This is a genomic window from Streptomyces sp. NPDC002853, from assembly GCF_053591915.1.
The window spans coordinates 231,623-251,229 of sequence record NZ_JBSFUS010000010.1 but is presented as its reverse complement, the minus strand read 5'-3'; the positions used below and the strand labels follow the sequence as shown (position 1 = coordinate 251,229).

Below are 19,607 nucleotides of genomic sequence, written 5' to 3'. Positions count from 1 at the left end.
GTGTGAGCAGGCTCCAGGTCGTCAGCGGCAAGGGCGGTACCGGCAAGACCACGGTGGCCGCCGCACTCGCGCTCGCCCTCGCGACGGAGGGCAAGCGCACCCTCCTCGTGGAGGTCGAGGGCAGACAAGGCATCGCGCAGCTCTTCGAGACCGAAGCGCTGCCGTATGAGGAGCGGAAGATCGCCGTCGCTCCCGGGGGCGGGGAGGTGTATGCCCTCGCCATCGATCCAGAACTGGCGTTGCTCGACTACCTCCAGATGTTCTACAAACTGGGGGGCGCGGGACGCGCGCTCAAGAAACTCGGCGCGATCGACTTCGCCACCACGGTGGCTCCTGGTCTGCGGGACGTCCTGCTGACCGGCAAGGCCTGCGAGGCCGTACGCCGCAAGGACAAGAGCGGGCGTTACGCGTACGACTGCGTGGTGATGGACGCGCCGCCCACCGGCCGCATCACGCGCTTCCTGAACGTGAACGACGAGGTCGCGGGGCTGGCCAAGATCGGCCCCATACACAATCAGGCGCAGGCCGTGATGCGCGTCCTGAAGTCTCCGGAAACAGCGGTCCACCTGGTGACGCTCCTCGAGGAGATGCCCGTCCAGGAGACCGCCGACGGGATCGCCGAGCTGCGCGCGGCCAAGCTCCCCGTGGGGCGCGTCATCGTGAACATGGTGCGGCCCGCGCTCCTCGACGAGGCATCCCTGGAGCTCGGGCTCGACCAGGCCCCGCGTACCGCCATCGCCAAGTCCCTGTCCGCCGCCGGTCTCGGCGGGGCCCGCCGCGGCGGCGTCGCCGAACGCCTCGTGGACCCGCTCCTGGAGCAGGCCGCCGAGTACGCCGAGCGGCACGCCCTGGAGGGCTCCCAGCGGGCCGTTCTGGGCGATCTCGGCCTCCCCCTGCACGAACTCCCCCTGCTGGCCGGGGGAATGGACCTGGCGGGGCTCTACGAACTCGCCACGGAACTGCGGAAGCAAGGGATCGCATGACCTCGGACCCGGCACGACACCCGGACACGACACGCCCCCTGGACCCGGCCCGCACGCTCGACGTGGACGCCCTGCTCGACGACCCGAAGACCCGCATCGTGGTGTGCTGCGGCTCCGGAGGCGTCGGCAAGACGACCACGGCGGCCGCGCTGGGCCTGCGTGCGGCCGAACGGGGCCGCAAGGTCGTCGTCCTGACCATCGACCCGGCGCGCCGGCTCGCCCAGTCCATGGGGATCGATTCGCTCGACAACGTCCCGCGCCAGGTCAAGGCCATCGAGGGCGCCTCAGGCGAGGGCGAGCTGCACGCCATGATGCTCGACATGAAGCGCACCTTCGACGAGATCGTCGAGGCGCACGCGGACAAGGAGCGCGCGGCCGCGATCCTCGGCAACCCCTTCTACCAGTCGCTTTCGGCGGGCTTCGCGGGCACGCAGGAGTACATGGCGATGGAGAAGCTGGGGCAGCTGCGCTCCCGTGACGAGTGGGACCTGATCGTCGTCGACACGCCGCCGTCGCGTTCCGCCCTGGACTTCCTCGACGCGCCGAAGCGCCTCGGCTCCTTCCTGGACGGGAAGCTGATCCGGGTGCTCATGGCCCCCGCGAAGGTGGGCGGCCGGGCCGGGATGAAGTTCCTGAACGTCGGGATGTCGATGATGACGGGGGCCCTGGGCAAGCTGCTCGGCGGTCAACTGCTGCGCGACGTCCAGACGTTCGTGGCCGCGATGGACACCATGTTCGGCGGCTTTCGCACCCGCGCGGACGCCACGTACCGGCTGCTCCAGGCACCTGGCACGGCGTTCCTCGTGGTGGCGTCGCCGGAGCGGGACGCGCTGCGGGAAGCGGCGTACTTCGTGGAGCGCCTGGCGGCCGACGACATGCCGCTCGCCGGTCTCGTGCTGAACAGGGTGCACAGCAGCGGCGCCGCTCAGCTCTCGGCCGAGCGGGCTCTCGCCGCCGCGGAAAATCTTGATGAGAGCCGCATTGTGGATCAGGAGGACGGGAAGGAAGGTGTTCGTAACTCCCGCGAGGCTTCCCCCGAGGCATCTCCCGAGGCTCCCGGCAACTCTCACGAAGCCCCCGGCAGTTCCGAGACCCCCGCACCTTCTGACACACCTTCCGAAGAGACCTCTGACGAAGAGACCTCTGAAGCCTCCGCCGAGGAAGCTTCTGCTGAAGAAGCCTCTGCAGAAGAAGCCTCCGCAGCAGCCTCAGCCGCACCTCATGACGCTCGGCAGCCCGTGGCACAGCTGACCGCCGGTCTGCTGCGACTGCACGCGGAACGCATGCAGCTGCTCGCGCGCGAACAGCGCACGCGTGATCGCTTCACCGCGCTTCACCCCGAGGTGGCAGTGGCCGAAGTGACGGCGCTGCCGGGCGACGTGCACGACCTGGCAGGCCTTCGGGCCATCGGGGAACGGCTCGCGGCCGGTGCTGATGGTGATTCGGCCGGAGCAGCCTGAACAGCAGGTCTCACCCACTGCCACGCGGTCGGTGGGGGCACTCCCTCACCGGTCGGTGGGGGCACTCCCCCACCGCCACGCGGCCGACGGGCGCTAACCCACTGCCGCGTAGCTCTCGTACGTCTCGTCGTCCTCCAAGTCCACGGGCAGCAGGCCCGCGCCACGCTCGTACTCGGAGCGCGCCGTCTCCAGCAGACGGCGCCACGAGGTGACCGTGGGACGCCTGCGCAACAGTGCGCGGCGCTCCCGCTCAGTCATGCCACCCCACACGCCGAATTCGACGCGGTTGTCCAGCGCGTCGGCCAGGCACTCCGTGCGCACCGGGCAACCGGTGCACACCGCCTTGGCCCTGTTCTGCGCTGCTCCTTGAACGAACAGTTCATCTGGATCGGTAGTGCGGCAGGCCGCCTGCGCACTCCAGTCGGTTACCCAGCCCATACCGGCGCCGTCCTCTCCCGAATCGAGGCTCCCCCACGGCGGCAGCGGCATATTCACCGCCGCCAGTTGAGGACGTTACGGAAGGTGGGCACAGCGCAACACCCCCTTCGGGCCCAATCTTGAATGGCCCGAACGGACTATGCGTAAGCGGCAGATCACCCGACGGAGTGAGCTGGCGACATGCGTGATTAACCCGGCAAATGCGGGCACTTCAGCTGAGTCACAACGGGCATCGAATGCCGCATGAGGCGAATTCGGGCACTTCCCCGGGCCATCTGGACGAGCAGAGGGGGGACCCTGTTCGGGATTCGGGACCGAGGGAGGGGTTGTTGCCGAACCGCACTGCTGTGACAGTTGAGAGCAGCTTAGGCCAAGGCATTGAGGCGTGTCCGGCGAATCAGAACGTAGGCTGCCCCCATGGGAAAGAAGCGCTCGGGCGGTGGTCTGTCACCAACTCAGCAGGCCGCGAAGTTCCTAGGTGTCAGCGTGCTCGCGGGGGCCGTGCTGGCAGGCATCGCCCTGCCCGCGGCCGGCGCGCTCGGCCTCGCGGCGAAGGGCTCGGTGGAGGAGTTCGACGAGATCCCGTCCAACTTGGAGCAGCCGCCGCTGAGTCAGCGCACCACGATCCTCGACAGCGAGGGCGGCTCCATCGCCACGGTCTACTCGCGTGACCGCACGGTGGTCCCCCTCAAGGAGATCTCGCCGTACATGCAGAAGGCGATCGTCGCCATCGAGGACTCGCGCTTCTACGAGCACGGTGCGATCGACGCGAAGGGCATCCTTCGCGCGCTGAACCAGAACGCGCAGAGCGGCGGCGTCTCCCAGGGCGCGTCCACACTCACGCAGCAGTACGTGAAGAACGTCTTCGTCGAAGAGGCGGGCAACGACCCGACGAAGGTCGCCGAGGCCACCCAGCAGACCCTCGGGCGCAAGATCCGCGAGCTGAAGTACGCGATCCAGGTCGAGGACAAGCTGGGCAAGAAGCGCATCCTCAGCAACTACCTGAACATCACCTACTTCGGGCAGCAGGCGTACGGAGTCGAGGCCGCGGCCCAGCGCTACTTCTCCAAGCCCGCCAAGGACCTGCAGGTCCAGGAGGCCGCGCTGCTCGCCGGCATCGTGCAGTCCCCCAGCCGGTACGACCCCGTGAACGACTCGGAGGAAGCCACCAAGCGCCGCAACACCGTGCTGCAGCGGATGGCGGAGACGCACGACATCACGCAGGCGGAGGCCGCGGAGGCGAAGGAGAAGCCGCTCGGCCTCAAGGTGAGCAAGCCCAAGAACGGCTGCATCACCGCGGTCAGCGGCGCCGGGTTCTTCTGTGACTACGTACGCGAGGTCTTCCTCTCCGACCCGGTCTTCGGCAAGACCCAGAAGGAACGGGCCAAGGTCTGGAACCAGGGCGGTCTGCGGATCAAGACGACCCTCGACCCGAAGGCCCAGCAGTCCGTGCAGGCCTCGATAAAGGATCACGTCAACCAGAAGGACGACGTGGCGACGGCAGCCACGATCGTCGAGCCGGGCACCGGCAAGATCCTGGGCATGGGCCAGTCGCGGCCCTACGGCATCAATCTCAAGGCCAACGAGACCTCGATGAACCTGTCCGTGGACCACGCCATGGGCGGCGGCGCGGGCTACCAGCCGGGCTCGACCTTCAAGCCGATCGTGGCGGCGGCCGCCCTGGAGGGCGGGATGCCCGCCACGAAGAGCTACGACTCTCCGTACGAGATGCCGTATCCCAGCAGCGTCGCGGCGTGTGACGGCAAGAAGTGGCTGAACTCGGGGGGCGCGAAGCTCACCAACGAGAACGAGACCGAGGTCGGCCCGTACGACATGCGGGAAGCGACCGCGAAGTCGGTCAACACCTACTACGTGGAGATGATCGGCGACATCGGGATCTGCCCGGTGACTCAGATGGCCGAGAAGATGGGCGTCGAGCGGGCCGACGGCAGGAAGATCGACCAGGCGCCGTCGATCGCGCTCGGCACCCAGGAGATGTCGCCGCTGACGATGGCGGGCGCGTACGCGACGTTCGCCGCGCGCGGTAAGTACTGCTCGCCCGTCGCGATCGAGTCGATCGCCGCTCCGGGCGGCAAGACGCTGCCGGTCCCGAAGTCGACGTGCTCGCGCGCGATGTCGACGAAGACGGCGGACACGATCAACACCCTCCTGAAGGGCGTGGTCGAGGACGGAACCGGCAAGCAGGCCGGCCTCGGCTCCCGCGCGAGCGCGGGCAAGACGGGTACGACCGACTTCCGCTACGCCGCCTGGTTCGTGGGCTACACCCCGAACATGTCGGGCGCGGTGTGGGTCGGCGACCCGCAGCACAAGCGGCGGATGGTCAACATCCCCATCGGCGGAGTCACGTACGACAAGGTCTTCGGCGGCGAGGTCCCGGGCCCGATCTGGCGGGACGCGATGAGCGGGGCGCTCGCGGGCAAGCCGGCGCCGGGCTTCAACACCGTCCATATCCCGGGCGGCGACAAGGACAAGGACAAGCACGACGAGGACAACAAGCCGCCGGGCAACGGCGGTGGCGGCAACGGTGGTGGCGGGGGCGGCAACAACGGCGGGGGCGGCGGGGGCGGCGATCCCTGGCCGGACATCTCCCTGCCGCCGGACGTCATCGGCGGGGGCGGGAACGGCGGGGGCGGGAACGGCAATGGGGGCGGGATCGGGGGTTGGGGGCGTTAGTGGGGGTTGGGGGCGTTAGTGGGGTGCTTCCGTAGCGGCACTCTCCTTGCGGCGCTCCCGTAGCGGTCCCGTAGCGGCACTCTCGTTGCGGCGCTCCCGTTGCGGCGCTCCCGTAGCGGCACTCTCGTTGCGGCGCTCCCGTAGCGGCCGTGCGTCGACCTGTTCTCCGTCTGCCTACTCGCTCATACGTGAATGGGGGCGCCTCCCGAAGCCGGGAGGCGCCCCCATTTCGCGTTGGCTCGTCAGCCCGCGAGCAGCTTCTTGACGACGGCGGCGACGCGGCCGCCCTCGGCCAGGCCCGCGACCTTCGGGTTCACGATCTTCATGACCTGGCCCATGGCGCGCGGCCCCTCGGCGCCGGCGGCCTTGGCCTCCTCGACGGCCTGGGCGACGATCGTCTGGAGTTCGTCCTCGGAGAGCTGCTTCGGCAGGTACTCGGCGAGGACCTCGCCCTCCGCCTTCTCCTTGGCGGCCTGCTCGGCGCGACCGCCCTGGGCGAAGGCCTCCGCGGCCTCGCGGCGCTTCTTGGCCTCGCGGGCGATCACCTTCTGCACCTCGTCGTCGGAGAGTTCGCGGGCCGTCTTGCCCGAGACCTCCTCCTTCGTGATGGCGGTGAGGGTCAGCCGGAGCGTGGAGGAGCGCAGCTCGTCACGCCCCCTGATCGCGGCGGTGAGGTCTTCCTGCAGCTTCGACTTGAGCGTGGTCATGCCGTGATTGTCGCAGGTGCGCACGGCCCGACGCCCGCCGATTTACGGGGCCTTCGGGTCTGACACGATGGGAGGATGCGCGCGCAATACGCAGTACCCCTGGGAATCGCGGCGACGGCCGCCGCCGGTCTGGCCTACTCGGTGGGCTTCGAAGCCCGCTTCTTCCGACTGCGAAGGATCACGGTGCCGGTCCTCCCGCCCGGGATGCGACCGCTCAGAGTTCTCCAGGTGTCGGACATCCACATGGTGTCGGGGCAGCGCAAGAAGCAGCGCTGGCTGCGTTCGCTCGCGGGTCTTCGCCCCGACTTCGTGATCAACACCGGGGACAACCTCTCCGACCCCGAGGGCGTGCCGGAGACGCTGGACGCGCTCGGCCCGCTGATGCAGTTCCCCGGGGCGTACGTCTTCGGCTCGAACGACTACTACGGCCCCAAGCCGCGCAACCCCGTCCGCTACCTGGTCGAGAAGTCGCAGGGCAAGCACGGCCTGAACGGCAACGCACCGGCCGTCGGCGTGATCCACAACCCGTGGGAGGACCTGCGCGACGGCTTCGACGCCGCGGGCTGGGTGAACCTGACGAACACACGGGGCGCCCTGAAGATCGAGGGCTACGAGATCGGGCTCACCGGCCTGGACGACCCGCACATCAAACGCGACCGGTACGCGCGCGTGGCGGGCGGTCCGGACACGGGCGCCGACTTCTCGATGGGCATCGTGCACGCCCCGTACCTGCGCGCGCTCGACGCCTTCGCGGCCGACGGCTACCCCCTGATCCTCGCGGGCCACACGCATGGCGGCCAGGTCTGCATCCCCTTCTACGGGGCGCTGGTCACCAACTGCGACCTGGACACGGAGCGCGTGAAGGGCCTCTCGAAGCACGAGGCGCAGGGCCGGACGTCGTACATGCACGTCTCCGCGGGCTGCGGCGCCAACCGCTACACCCCGATGCGCTTCGCCTGCCCTCCGGAGGCGACGCTGCTGACGCTGGTGGCGGGGGCCTGAGGCTGGGCCGGGGGCGGGCGCGGGCCCGGAACCCCGGCCCGCGAAAACCGGATTTCGTCTCCGGGCGCCGGTCCGCTAAAGTAATCGATGTCGCCACGGCCAGCAGCAATGCGGGCAGGTGGAGCAACGACATCGGGGTGTAGCGCAGCTTGGCAGCGCGCTTCGTTCGGGACGAAGAGGTCGTGGGTTCAAATCCCGCCACCCCGACAGCTGAAACACCAGGTCAGGCCCGGTACTGAGAGATCAGTGCCGGGCCTGATTTGCGTGCTGGCCCACTTTGGGAGCCGTTTGACCTGTACGTGCTCAACGTCCTGGAGCTGGCCGGCCCGCTGACGCCCGGCGAGCTCGGTGCCCGTACCGGGCTGACCACCGGGCCCACCACCCGGCTGATCGATCGCCTTGAGCAGGCCGGATACGTACGCCGTGCCGCCGATGCCACCGACCGCCGCAAAGTGATCGTCGAGCCCATCGGCCAACCGGCCGAGCTCGACGAGGTGATGGCCCCCGCCCGCGAGCAGATCGCCCAGATCCTCCGCGGCTACAACCCCGACCAGCTGAAAGTCCTGTTCGACTACTTCCACCGCGCGGCCGACGCCTACCAGCACACGGCCGAACAGCTGCGAACGACCCACCCCTCCTGAAGCCACGGCGGATCTTTGGTGGCGGAAACGCCTGGAGGGCCCCTGACGCGGTGGAAACGGTGGGGCCCCCGGACGCGGTGGAAACGCCGGGAGGGCCCCTGACCGGTATCGCTGGTCAGGGGCCCTCAAGCGTCATGGTCAGTTGTGGTAGCTGATGCTGCCTCGCCCGGCCTGCGGCGTCGCCGTCTTCGCCGCTGTGTGCGTTCTGGCGCTGCTCCTCCACGCACCGGGACCGTGCAGGCCGTACGACTACTCGGCCCGCGCCGGCGCATCCTGCGCTGCCCACTCGACGAACTGGACTATGACGCCGTTCGGGTCGGTCAGTTGGAAGAGCCGCTCGCCCCAGGGCTCTTCGCGCAGCGGCATGGTGATCGGGGCGCCGGCCTCGCGCAGGCGCCGTTCCTCGGCCTCGATGCCGGTGACCGTGAGCGCGAAGATCAGGCCCGTGGCCCGCTGGTCCCGCTGTTCGGGCGGGAGCACCTCGCTGCCGCTACGAAGCAGCACGATGTCGGCGGCTCCGTCACCGCGCGTCAAGGACGCGAAGCCGTCGGCGGCCATGGCCACCTGATAGCCGAGATGAGTGCAGAAGAACTCGCGCGAGGCGTCCACGTCGGCGACGGTGAGGGAGAGGGTGGAAGCGGTGACGTTCAGGGCAACTCCAGACAGGTCGGGGCGTGGTGGGTTCGAGCGGTGGGCGAGCGCTTTGACGCTTCTCCGGGCCGGACTCAGCTCAGCGGCCTCGGCCAGCAGTTGAGCGAGCGGACCTGCGCCGCGGCAGCGGCAGATCCCGGGCCCGGATGCCCGCTTGCGTCTGCTCGCCGGGGTGAGCGGGTCCCCGTCGGCGGGCTCTACTGCCGGGGACGGGTTCGTGAGCGAGCGGGAAGGGGCGGTCTGCTGCTGTCGGGCGTACGGGGCTGCCCATGGCCGTGGCCAATGAACAGGCCGTGCGTCCCGCGAGCCGGCGCGGCCGCCGCCGCTGCCGTTGGCGCGGCCGCCGCCACTGCTTCTGCCGCTGCCGCTGCCACTGCCGCTTCGAAGCCAGCAGGGCGTGGGTTCGCCAACTCCTCGGTCAGGAAAGGCAGCAAGTTATCCGTGACGTGCGGGGAGGTGGCGGTTTCGAAGACACCGTCGACGGTGGCGGCAGTGGAGCACTTGAGCTGCGGCTGGAGCTTGTACGGCTGGGGCAAATCTGAGTCCGTTTCCTCGGGGTAATTTTGCAACGGACGTAACTTTAGCCATGACCACCCACTCGGTCAAGCATATTTTTACCTCGGATGTAAGATTCCCTCATGACCACCACCGAGATGGGACTCCGCGAGTCCAAGAAGCAGGAGACCAGGCAACTGATCTCCGACTGCGCCACCAGGCTCTTCATCGATCAGGGCTTCGAGCAGACCACCATCGCCGAGATCGCCGCCGCGGCCCGCGTGGCCAAGAAGACGGTGACCAACTACTTCCCTCGCAAGGAAGACCTGGCCCTCGACCACCACGAGGCGTTCACCGAGGGCCTGGCCCGGGCCGTCGCCGAGCGCGAGCCGGGCGAGGAGCCGCTCGCCGCCCTGCGACGCACGTTCCGCGCCGCCCTCCTCGCGCACAGCCCCGTCGTCGGCTTCACCGGCCCCGCGTTCGCCCGCATGGTCGCCGAAAGCCCCACCCTCACCGCCCGCCTGCGCGAACTGCACGACCTGCGCGAGGAGTCACTCGCCGTCGCGCTGGCCGCCGCGTCCCCGGGTGCCGACCCGGACCCCGCCCCGAACACCGACCCGGAGACCATCCCGGACACCGCCCCGAACACCGCCCCGCCCATCACGCACCGTGCCGACGCAGCCCTGATCGCCGCCGCGGACCGGCTCCTGTTCCGGCGTATCCAGGAACTCACCCTGGCCGGACACACCAACGACCACATCGAGGCCACGCTGCTCCCGGAAGCCGATCACCTACGCGCTCTCCTCGCCGCCGCCCTCGGCGATCGCGGACGGACGGACAGCGGCCCGCCGCACTCGCAACGGGCGTGACGGGCATGGCGGGCGCCTTCACGCAGCCGTGACTTCAAGTGGCCCCCACACGCCCCGTTCCGCTCGTCGTTCCGTGGTGTCACCATGCGGAGTCCAGGGGTGTCGAGGGGTGTCGAGGGGACCCTCGGCGGGGGCGGGCGGAGGAACGAATGACTGAGGTGTTCTTGCGGCGGCTGACCCGGTGGCAGGCGGAGCAGCAGCGGGAAGCGATCGCCGATGTCTATGTCGCGGCCTACGAAGGGGACGCGGGCGCCGAGTACCGCGACCGGCAGGGGTTCCTGCGGCTTTTCGAGAACACCGTGCAGCGGCCCGACTTCGACATGGTCGTCGCCGACGCGGCGGGACTCGTCGGCTGTCTCTACGGCTACCGCGCGGCGCGTACCGGCGACTGGTGGGAGGGCTTCAGGGGCGTTCTGCCCCCGGAGGTGGAGGAACGCACGGCCTCGGGCCGGGTCTTCGTCCTGACCGAGCTGATGGTGGTGCCCGCCTACCGGCGCCTGGGCATCTCGGAGCGCATGCGCACCCTGCTGCTGATACGGCACGCCACGGATCTGGTCGTCGCGGTCATCAAGCGGGACGACGACCTGGGGCGCGAGATCCTGCGCTCGTGGGGCTGGACGAAGCTCGGCGAGTTCGATCCGGCCGGCCCGGGTTCGACGGCCCCGCCCCGCCGGGGGGAGAGCGAGGCGGCGAAGCCCGACGGGCTCGTGTGGGAGGGGTGGCTGCGGCCGACGGACGCGCGGCCCTGAGCTGCGCGCCCGGGGACGCGCTCGGGGACGCGCTCGGGCTCAGGCCCTCGCTTTGCGGTCCTTGCTCGCCCTCAGGGAGTACATGAGCGGGATACGGGGGCGAGATGCCGGGAACTGATAGGTGCCGTCCCGGAGTTCGAGGGTGCCGAAGCGTTCGAAGAGTGTCGTGTCGTGCTCGTGGAGGAATTCGATCCGCAGGCCGGCCGCCGCCAGCGCCGAGACGACCTCCCCCACCGGATGCTGCCACTCCACGGTGCGGTTGTGGACCGTGGGGGTGGTGTTGTCCGCGTAGCCGCCGGGGGTCTCCTCGATCCAGGCGTCGCGGGCGAAGTAGTCGTGCTCGATCCGTGAGCCCGTGGCGTCGTCCAGGATGTCCGCGAGAGGGTGGAACTCCGAGAGGTAGAGGAAGCCGCCGGGCGCGACGAGCGCGGCCGCGGTCTCGGCCCACCGCTGGATGTCGGGGAGCCAGCACAGGGCGCCCACCCCGGTGTAGACGATGTCGTACGAGGAGTCCGGCACCGCGTCCGCCGCGTCGTACACGTCGGCGGCCACGAAGGACGCCTGGTCGGCGCTGAGGCCGAGCTCGGCGGCGAGGTCGCGGGCCGCGTCCACGGCGGGTTCGGAGAAGTCCAGGCCGACCACGCGGGAAGCCCCGTGCCGGGCCCAGGAGAGGGTGTCGAGGCCGAGGTGGCACTGGAGGTGGAGCAGGGAGCGCCCGGTGACGTCACCGACCTCGGCGAGCTCGAAGGCGCGCAGCGGGTCCTGTCCCGCGCGGAAGGCCGGAAGGTCGTAGTAGTCGCTGGCCAGGTGGAGAGGGACCCGCTCGTCCCAGCGTTTTCGGTTGGCCTCGCGCCAGTCGGACGGGGTCGGTGAGTACATTCCAGAAAGTTATCCACAGGCTGGGGACCCTCGCCAGCGGATTGTCGGCGCGTACGTGCACTATGGGGTCCATGAGCGACTTGGGTGCGGGTGCAGGGAAGACGACGCCGACGGCTGCGGGCGGGGACGCGGGTGCGCCGATGCCGGACTGGGAGAAGCGGTTTCGTGCGCCGCGGGTCTCCCTGCCGGACTGGGCGGAGGACGCCCCCGACCGCTCCTTGTTCGTGTCGAACGCGACAGGGACATACGAGTTGTACGCGTGGGACCGCGCGACCGGCGAGCAGCGCCAGGTGACGGACCGGCCGAACGGCACGACGGACGGGGTGCTCACGCCGGACGGCGAGTGGATCTGGTGGTTCAACGACACGGACGGCGACGAATTCGGCGTGTGGATGCGCCAGCCGTTCGCGGGCGGCGGCACCGACGAACCCGCGGTGCCGGGACTCGACCCGTCCTATCCGGCGGGCCTCGTCCTCGCGCGGGACGGACGGATGTCCGTCATCGGCCGCTCGACGGACGACGAGGGCTCGACGATCCACGTCGTACGGTCCCCCGGCGCTGACCCCGTCGAGATCTACCGCCATCGCGAGTCCGCGGGCGTCGGCGACCTCTCCCACGACGGTTCGCTGATCGCCGTCGAGCACACGGAGCACGGCGACGCGATGCACTCCACCCTCCGGGTGATCAGGCCGGACGGCTCCACGGTCGCCGAGCTCGACGACACCGAGGGCGGCACGGTCGAGCTGGGCCTGGAAGTCCTCGGCTTCGCGCCGGTCGACGGGGACACGCGGCTCCTCGTCGGGCATCAGCGGCGCGGCCGCTGGGAGCCGATGGTGTGGGACGTCGCGACGGGCGAGGAGACGGACCTGGCGCTCGACCTGCCGGGTGACGTGAGCGCCGAGTGGTATCCCGACGGCTCCGCCCTGCTCATCGCGCACAGCTTCGAGGCCCGCAGCGAGCTGTTCCGGTACGGGTTCGCCGCGGGTGACCTCGTCAGGGTCGAGACGCCCGCGGGGTCGGTGTCGGGGGCGACGGCACGGCCGGACGGCAGCGTGGAGTACCTGTGGTCGTCGGCCGCCGAGCCGCCGGTGGTGCGCTCGACGTCGGGCGGCGTCGTGCTCGACCCGCCCGGCATGAAGGCCCCGGCCTCCGTGCCGGTGGAGGACGTGTGGGTGGAGGGTCCCGGCGGCCGGGTCCACGCCCTCGTACAGAAGCCCGCCGACGCGACCGGCCCCCTCCCCACGGTCTTCGAGATCCACGGCGGCCCGACGTGGCACGACAGCGACGCGTTCGCGGCGGGGCCCGCGGCCTGGGTGGACCACGGTTATGCGGTGGTGCGCGTGAACTACCGCGGCTCGACCGGGTACGGCAGGGAGTGGACGGACGCCCTCAAGCACCGCGTCGGCCTGATCGAGCTCGAGGACATCGCCGCGGTGCGGGAGTGGGCCGTGACGTCGGGCCTCGCGGACCCGGACCGCATCGTCCTGGCCGGCGGCTCCTGGGGCGGGTATCTCACGCTCCTCGGCGTCGGCACGCAGCCCGACTCCTGGGCGGTGGGCCTTGCCGCGGTCCCCGTCGCGGACTACGTGACGGCGTACCACGACGAGATGGAGGCCCTGAAGGCCATGGACCGCACGCTCCTCGGCGGTACGCCCGAGGAGGTCCCGGAGCGCTTCGAGGCCTCGTCCCCGCTGACGTACGTGGACGCGGTGAAGGCCCCGGTCTACATCTCCGCGGGTGTGAACGACCCGCGCTGCCCGATCCGCCAGGTCGAGAACTACGTGGACCGGTTCAAGGCGCGGGACGCGGTCCACGAGGTGTACCGCTATGACGCGGGGCACGGGTCACTTGTCGTGGACGAGCGGATCAAGCAGGTGCGGTTGGAACTGGACTTCACCGAGCGGCACCTTCGCTAGCCGGACCGCGGGGACGGGGAGGGCGGGGGCGGCGGGTTCGCGGAGCGGCGGATTCGGCAACCCCGCGGCCTCTCCCCCGCGGGCGCCCCCGTACCGTGGGGGTGTGTACCGGTTCCTGCTGACGCCCCGCTGGTGGGGGATCAACGTCTTCGTACTGCTGGCCATCCCCGTCTGCGTCTTCATGGGGTCATGGCAGCTGGGGCGGTTCGAGGACCGCGTCGAGGCGCATGACGCCGCACAGCAGCAGGCGGACCGGCAGGCCTCACCGACCCGGTCCGAGGAGAAGCCCCGGCCACTGAACTCGATGCTTCCCGTGGACCAGGAGACGTCCGGGGAACAGGTGTCGGCCACGGGGCGGTACGGCAAGCAACTGCTGGTTCCGGGCCGGGAGTTGGACGACAAGTCGGGGTACTACGTCCTGACTCTGCTGCGCACCGAGAACGGCAAGGACCTGCCCGTCGTACGCGGCTGGCTCCCCGGCAGGGCGAGCACGGCGAAGGCTCCCGCGGCGCCCTCCGGTGAGGTCACCGTGACGGGCGCGCTCCAGGCCTCCGAGAGCCCTGGTTCGAACGGGGTCAGCGCGGCCGGCGGGCTGCCGGACGGGCAGCTGGGCGCCATCAGCGCGGCCTCGCTGGTGAACGTCGTCCAGGGCGATGTGTACGACGCCTGGGTCACCCTGGCGAAGGGTGACTCCGGGATGAAGGCGGTGCCCGCGGCCGCGCCGGAGAACTCCGGGCTCGACCTCAAGGCCTTCCAGAACCTCGGTTACACCGGCGAGTGGTTCGTCTTCGCGGGGTTCGTCGTCTTCATGTGGTTCCGGCTGTTCCGGCGGGAGCGGGAGTTCGCGCGGGACGCCGAGCTGGGGCTTCTGCCGGAGGATCCCGCCGCGGGCGGTGGAGCGGCCGACGCACCGGCCGGGGTCCGCGCGGGCTGACTCCCGCTCCCCCACACACTCGCCGCACCCGCCGCACCCACCTACACAGTCGGCGCACCCACACACCCGCCACACGCACCTGCACCCACACCCGCACCCACACGACGACGGCCGGGTCGGAACCTTTCACAGGTTCCGACCCGGCCGTCTCTGTCCGTCGTGCCGACCGCCGTTCCGACAGTCGTGCCGACCGTCCGTCGGCCGTCCGTCGGCCTCGCCTACGACGCCGACAGCATCCCCGTCCGGTACACAGTCCCCGCGCACGCGTTGACGATCGTCGCGCCCGCGGCGGGCGAACCCTGGGCGGCGGTCAGGGAAACCGTCACGCCCCCGTCCAATACGCCGCCGTCCTCGCGCACCATCTGGGGCTCCACGCCACCCGTCGTGCCGCCGTCCGTGCCGCCGCCGTTCTCGGTGGGGGTCGGGTCGGGCGAAGGCTCTCCGCTGTCCGTCGGACACGCCTCCGATGGCACCCAGGCGAACTTCACCTCGTACGCGGCGCCCGGCTGGAGGACCAGCGAACTGACCGCCTGCGACGGGTCCGGGAGGCCCGTCGCCGCGTCGCCCGCCACGTGGTCGGTGACGACGATCTTGGCGGGATCGGCCGCCCCCGTCGTCGCCGTGCTCACGCTGCCCGGGGCGCTGACCGTGCAACTGCTGCCGGAGACGTTGGCGACGCGGAACGTGCCGTACACCTTGCCCTCGGCGTCGGCCACACCCGCGCTGCCCGAGGCGTTGCCGAGCTGGTCCACCGCGCAGGCGGGCGAGCCCGCGGACTCCGTGCCCGCCGGGTCGGGGCCGCCGGTCGCGCCGCCGCTAGCCTCACCCTTCCCCTTGCCGTCCTTCTTGCCCTTCTTGTCCTTCTTGTCCTTGGACTTGGAGGGGCCGGAGCCGCTGCTCTCGCCCTTCTCCCCGCCGCCGGGACCCTTGCCCTGGCTCGAACCGCCCTGCGTCTGCTCGCTGTTGCCCGCGATCGACGGCCGGTCGTCCGAGCCGCCGCCGGAGTTCGTCACGTGCACGAGAGCCGGGATGGCGGTGCCGATGAAGAGAGCGGCGGCCGCCATGCCGACCACTGCATGCCGCTTGCGCTGCCTGCGCGCCGGCACCGCGTGCCGCAGGCGCTCCAGGGCGCGGTCTCCCGGCTCGATCTCCTGGACCGCCGAGCGCATCATCCTGCGCAGCGCCAGCTCGTCGGAACCGTCGTCACCGCCGAAGAGGGAATCAAGCGGGGACCCCGCCCCGGAGCCCTTGCTCGCGGCGGGCTCGGCGACCTCAGCGGGCCCGGCGGCGGCCGGAGCGGTCTCGGCAGCCGCGACGGCGTTGTCGTTCTCAGCAGCCGCGACAGTCTCGTCGCTCTCCGCACCCCCGTCGGCCCCATCGGCCCCCGAGTCACCGACCCGAGGGCCCGCGGCCCCAGACTCCCCCGCCCCAGAGCCTTCAGCCCCAGACTCCTCGGTCACGGACAACGCATCGGTCCCGGACGACGCCTCGGTCGCGGACGACGCCTCGGTCGCGGACGACGCCTCGGTCGCGGACGACGCCTCGGTCGCGGACTCTTCGGTCCCGGAACCGTCGGCCCCTGTCCCGTTCTCGGAGGCGGTGGGCTCGTCACCCTGGCCGTGTTCCACAGTTCCGTCCCCAGCACGCTGCTCAAACTCGGCGCTCTCGTCCCGCTCACGCCCGTACTCCTGCTTGCTCATGCCGGTGCCTCCATGGCGACCCGCAGAGCCGCGATCCCGCGCGAGCCGTATGCCTTCACCGACCCCAGCGATATGCCCAGGGTCTCGGCGACCTGCGCCTCGGTCATGTCCGCGAAGTACCGCAGGACCAGAACCTCGCGCTGGCGGCGCTGGAGGCCACGCATCGCCTTGATCAGCTCGTCCCGCTCAAGGAGGTCGTACGCACCCTCCTCGGCGCTCGCCATGTCGGGCATCGGCTTCGAGAGCAGCTTCAGCCCGAGGATGCGGCGACGCAGCGCCGACCGCGAGAGGTTCACGACGGTCTGCCGCAGATAGGCGAGCGTCTTCTCCGGGTCCCGGACGCGTTTGCGCGCCGAGTGCACCCGGATGAACGCCTCCTGCACCACGTCCTCGCAGGAGGCCGTGTCATCGAGAAGCAGCGCCGCCAGGCCGAGCAGCGACCTGTAGTGGGCGCGGTAGGTCTCGGTCAGGTGGTCGACTGTGGTGCCGGCGCTCATCGCCTCCTCAGCGCCCTCGCGCTGCGTCGGGATGCGGGCCGATCTCGTGGTGGGCATGGGGGCGATCACCGGCATGCCGGCGGGCGCACGGGGACGGCGGGGCGGGCGCAGGGTCGCACCCCTCGCCTGAACCGCTGTGAAATCGAGAACCTCTGCCACGCCAGTTGGACACGCCTACCCCCTGGAGGGTTGTACGCATCGCGCGGCGCGTTTGCGGCAGGCAGCGTCGCCGTCGGTGACGCTGCATCAATTGCCCCCATGCGTACCAGCTCTTCCCCTATGCCCAATTTTCGCAGCGCTCAGGTCACGCCCCCGGGAGGGCGCTCGCAAAGACGCGCCCCGCCCTGCTGCTGGTTGCAGAGGACGGGGACGAATATCTTCGAACGCTTATTGCGAATCTTCGAACGCGGCAATGGTCCAGATCAAGCGATCCCGGCCACCAAGTTGGACACAGAATTTACACAGATCCCACAGAGGCTCCCGCGCCGGGGACCGGTCAGGCCTGGCGCCCGGTGAGTTCCGCCGCCACCAGCTCCGCGATCTGGGCCGTGTTCAGCGCGGCCCCCTTGCGCAGGTTGTCCCCGCACACGAACAGCTCCAGGGCCGTCGGATCGTCCAGTGCGCGCCGCACCCGGCCCACCCACGTGGGGTCGGTGCCCACCACGTCCGCGGGCGTCGGGAACTCCCCGGCGGCCGGATCGTCGAACAGCACGACGCCCGGGGCGGTGGCCAGGATCTCGCGCGCGCGGTCCACCGTGACCTCGTCCTCGAAACGCGCGTGCACGGTCAGGGAGTGCGTGGTCACGACCGGCACGCGTACGCAGGTCGCCGCGACCTTCAGGCCGGGCAGGCCGAGGATCTTGCGGGACTCGTCCCGCACCTTCATCTCCTCGGACGACCAGCCGTCGTCACGCAGCGTCCCGGCCCACGGCACCACGTTCAGCGCCACCGGCTCCGGGAAGGGCCCGGTGTCGTCGCCGACAGCACGTCGTACGTCACCGGGGCTCGTGCCGAGCTCCGAGCCGGCCACCAGCTTCAGCTGGCGGCGCAAGGTGTCCACGCCGTCCCGCCCGGCGCCGCTCACGGCCTGGTACGAGGAGACGATCAGCTCGCGCAGACCGAACTCGGCGTGCAGCGCGCCGATGGCCACGATCATCGAAAGGGTCGTGCAGTTGGGATTGGCCACGATGCCGCGCGGGCGTACGCGCGCGGCGTGCGGATTGACCTCCGGGACGACCAGCGGCACGTCCGGGTCCATCCGGAAGGCGGCGGAGTTGTCCACGACGACAACGCCCTTGGACGCCGCGATGGGCGCCCACTGCGCGCTGACCTCGTCGGGGACGTCGAACATCGCCACGTCTACACCGTCGAAGACTTCCTCGCCCAGCGCGAGGACCTCGATCTCCTCACCGCGCACGGCCAGCTTCTTGCCGGCCGAGCGCGGTGAGGCCACGAGTCGGATCTCGCCCCAGATGTCGGCGTGCTGCGACAGGATCTGGAGCATGACCGCGCCGACGGCCCCGGTCGCTCCGACGACCGCGAGCGTCGGCTTTCCGGTCATCGCCCGGTGCCTCCATAGACCACGGCCTCGTCCGTGTCGGAGTCGAGGCCGAAGGCGGTGTGCACGGCGCGCACGGACTCGTTCGCGTCATCGGCGCGGGTCACGACCGAGATGCGGATCTCGGAGGTCGAGATCAGCTCGATGTTCACGCCCGCGTCGCTGAGCGCCTCGAAGAAGGCGGCGGTGACGCCGGGGTTCGTCTTCATGCCCGCGCCGACCAGCGAGATCTTGGCGATCTGGTCGTCGTAACGGAGCGAGTCGAAGCCGATGGCCGAGCGCGTCTTCTCCAGGGCGTCGATCGCCTTGCGGCCCTCCGCCTTGGGCAGGGTGAACGAGATGTCCGTGAGTCCGGTCGAAGCGGCCGAGACGTTCTGGACGATCATGTCGATGTTGACCCCGGAGTCCGCGATGGCGCGGAAGATCGAGGCGGCCTCACCCGGCTTGTCCGGCACGCCGACGACCGTGATCTTGGCCTCCGAGGTGTCGTGCGCGACACCGGAGATGATGGCCTGCTCCACCTTGCGGTCCCCTTGCGGTTCGTTGCTGACCCACGTGCCCTGAAGTCCGCTGAAGGACGAGCGCACGTGAATCGGGATGTTGTAACGGCGGGCGTACTCCACACAGCGGTGGAGCAGCACCTTGGACCCGGAGCTCGCGAGCTCCAGCATGTCCTCGAACGAGATCCAGTCGATCTTCTGGGCCTTCTTCACCACACGGGGGTCGGCGGTGAAAACGCCGTCCACGTCCGTATAGATCTCGCAGACCTCGGCGTCGAGCGCGGCGGCGAGGGCGACAGCGGTCGTGTCCGACCCACCTCGGCCCAGCGTGGTGATGTTCTTGCCCTCCTGGCTGACACCCTGGAACCCCGCGACGATGGCGATGTTGCCCTCGTCGATGGAGGCCCGGATGCGGCCCGGCGTGACATCGATGATCCGCGCTTTGTTGTGGACGGAGTCGGTGATGACACCGGCCTGGCTGCCCGTGAACGACTGGGCCGCGTGACCCAGGTTTTTGATCGCCATGGCCAGAAGGGCCATGGAGATCCGCTCCCCGGCGGTCAGCAGCATGTCGAATTCACGCCCGGCAGGAATCGGGGAAACCTGCCCGGCAAGATCGATCAACTCATCCGTCGTGTCACCCATGGCGGACACCACGACAACGACCTGATGGCCGTTCTTCTTGGCGTCGACAATCCTCTTGGCGACCCGCTTGATGCCCTCGGCATCGGCTACGGAGGAGCCTCCGTACTTCTGCACGACAAGGCTCACGTGCGCTCCTCGCTCAGTCCGTCTTCACCGCACTGCTGCGGTCGGCTCAGTCTAACGAGCGGCCGAAATTCGCCGCACGGATATCGCATGGTGAGATGTCCCGCCCACCAGGTGATCATCCGCCGGCATACGCTCCCGCTGATCGGGACGTACGTTTCGACCG

Annotated in this window: 17 protein-coding genes and 1 tRNA gene; 10 read left to right on the top strand and 8 right to left on the bottom strand. The window is 70.0% G+C overall.

The window, feature by feature from the left end; genetic code table 11:
- Positions 1-2: 2 nt before the first annotated feature.
- Together ACWD02_RS28090 and ACWD02_RS28085 are read left to right on the top strand one after the other, a co-directional pair.
- Entirely contained in the window at positions 3-983 is a 981-nt protein-coding gene (locus ACWD02_RS28090) for an ArsA-related P-loop ATPase (protein WP_365825913.1), read from the top strand.
- Complete coding sequence (locus ACWD02_RS28085) at positions 980-2,443, top strand: ArsA family ATPase (protein ID WP_451215189.1); 1,464 nt, start codon at positions 980-982, stop codon at positions 2,441-2,443. Before ACWD02_RS28090 ends, ACWD02_RS28085 begins: the two co-directional genes overlap by 4 nt.
- A gap of 93 nt (positions 2,444-2,536) precedes the next feature.
- On the opposite strand, the gene ACWD02_RS28080 is transcribed toward ACWD02_RS28085, so the two are convergent.
- Entirely contained in the window at positions 2,537-2,881 is a 345-nt protein-coding gene (locus ACWD02_RS28080; protein WP_167828965.1) for a WhiB family transcriptional regulator, read from the bottom strand.
- A gap of 417 nt (positions 2,882-3,298) precedes the next feature.
- Between ACWD02_RS28080 and ACWD02_RS28075 the strand changes: the two genes are divergently transcribed.
- The gene (locus ACWD02_RS28075; protein WP_451215188.1) at positions 3,299-5,575 is read left to right on the top strand and encodes a transglycosylase domain-containing protein; all 2,277 of its coding nucleotides are present in this window, start codon (positions 3,299-3,301) and stop codon (positions 5,573-5,575) included.
- A gap of 242 nt (positions 5,576-5,817) precedes the next feature.
- Here ACWD02_RS28075 and ACWD02_RS28070 read toward each other — a convergent pair whose 3' ends face one another.
- Entirely contained in the window at positions 5,818-6,282 is a 465-nt protein-coding gene (locus ACWD02_RS28070) for a GatB/YqeY domain-containing protein (RefSeq protein WP_451215187.1), read from the bottom strand.
- Positions 6,283-6,357: 75 nt separating this feature from the next.
- Here ACWD02_RS28070 and ACWD02_RS28065 point away from each other — a divergent pair, with 75 nt between their 5' ends.
- The 3 genes from ACWD02_RS28065 (at position 6,358) to ACWD02_RS28055 (ending at position 7,925) form a co-directional block, all read left to right on the top strand.
- Positions 6,358-7,284, top strand: a complete 927-nt coding sequence (locus ACWD02_RS28065) for a metallophosphoesterase (RefSeq protein ID WP_451215186.1) — start codon at positions 6,358-6,360, stop codon at positions 7,282-7,284.
- Positions 7,285-7,417: 133 nt separating this feature from the next.
- Positions 7,418-7,491: transfer RNA gene (locus ACWD02_RS28060), tRNA-Pro, on the top strand.
- Positions 7,492-7,583: 92 nt separating this feature from the next.
- Entirely contained in the window at positions 7,584-7,925 is a 342-nt protein-coding gene (locus tag ACWD02_RS28055; RefSeq protein WP_451215185.1) for a MarR family winged helix-turn-helix transcriptional regulator, read from the top strand.
- Positions 7,926-8,174: 249 nt separating this feature from the next.
- On the opposite strand, the gene ACWD02_RS28050 is transcribed toward ACWD02_RS28055, so the two are convergent.
- Positions 8,175-8,534, bottom strand: coding sequence for a VOC family protein (locus ACWD02_RS28050; RefSeq protein WP_451215184.1), 360 nt, complete (start codon positions 8,532-8,534; stop codon positions 8,175-8,177).
- A gap of 695 nt (positions 8,535-9,229) precedes the next feature.
- Here ACWD02_RS28050 and ACWD02_RS28045 point away from each other — a divergent pair.
- Positions 9,230-9,940 (top strand): TetR/AcrR family transcriptional regulator, encoded by a 711-nt coding sequence (locus tag ACWD02_RS28045; RefSeq protein WP_451215347.1) that lies wholly within the window; start codon positions 9,230-9,232, stop codon positions 9,938-9,940.
- A gap of 149 nt (positions 9,941-10,089) precedes the next feature.
- The gene (locus tag ACWD02_RS28040) at positions 10,090-10,689 is read left to right on the top strand and encodes a GNAT family N-acetyltransferase (protein ID WP_451215183.1); all 600 of its coding nucleotides are present in this window, start codon (positions 10,090-10,092) and stop codon (positions 10,687-10,689) included.
- 39 nt (positions 10,690-10,728) lie between these two features.
- Here ACWD02_RS28040 and ACWD02_RS28035 read toward each other — a convergent pair whose 3' ends face one another.
- Positions 10,729-11,568, bottom strand: coding sequence for a class I SAM-dependent methyltransferase (locus tag ACWD02_RS28035; protein WP_451215182.1), 840 nt, complete (start codon positions 11,566-11,568; stop codon positions 10,729-10,731).
- A 140-nt stretch (positions 11,569-11,708) separates the two neighbouring features.
- Here ACWD02_RS28035 and ACWD02_RS28030 point away from each other — a divergent pair, with 140 nt between their 5' ends.
- On the top strand, positions 11,709-13,484 hold the full coding sequence (locus ACWD02_RS28030) for a S9 family peptidase (RefSeq protein ID WP_451215345.1): 1,776 nt from the start codon (positions 11,709-11,711) through the stop codon (positions 13,482-13,484).
- Positions 13,485-13,587: 103 nt separating this feature from the next.
- Positions 13,588-14,418, top strand: a complete 831-nt coding sequence (locus tag ACWD02_RS28025) for an SURF1 family protein (protein WP_451215181.1) — start codon at positions 13,588-13,590, stop codon at positions 14,416-14,418.
- 218 nt (positions 14,419-14,636) lie between these two features.
- Here ACWD02_RS28025 and ACWD02_RS28020 read toward each other — a convergent pair whose 3' ends face one another.
- The 4 genes from ACWD02_RS28020 to ACWD02_RS28005 all read right to left on the bottom strand — a co-directional run bounded on the left by ACWD02_RS28020 (position 14,637) and on the right by ACWD02_RS28005 (position 19,444).
- Complete coding sequence (locus tag ACWD02_RS28020) at positions 14,637-16,118, bottom strand: hypothetical protein (RefSeq protein ID WP_451215180.1); 1,482 nt, start codon at positions 16,116-16,118, stop codon at positions 14,637-14,639.
- Positions 16,115-16,774 (bottom strand): SigE family RNA polymerase sigma factor, encoded by a 660-nt coding sequence (locus ACWD02_RS28015; protein ID WP_363210486.1) that lies wholly within the window; start codon positions 16,772-16,774, stop codon positions 16,115-16,117. Before ACWD02_RS28015 ends, ACWD02_RS28020 begins: the two co-directional genes overlap by 4 nt.
- Positions 16,775-17,111: 337 nt before the next feature.
- Positions 17,112-18,176 (bottom strand): aspartate-semialdehyde dehydrogenase, encoded by a 1,065-nt coding sequence (locus tag ACWD02_RS28010; protein ID WP_451215179.1) that lies wholly within the window; start codon positions 18,174-18,176, stop codon positions 17,112-17,114.
- Complete coding sequence (locus tag ACWD02_RS28005) at positions 18,173-19,444, bottom strand: aspartate kinase (RefSeq protein WP_249588720.1); 1,272 nt, start codon at positions 19,442-19,444, stop codon at positions 18,173-18,175. Before ACWD02_RS28005 ends, ACWD02_RS28010 begins: the two co-directional genes overlap by 4 nt.
- Positions 19,445-19,607: the final 163 nt, after the last annotated feature.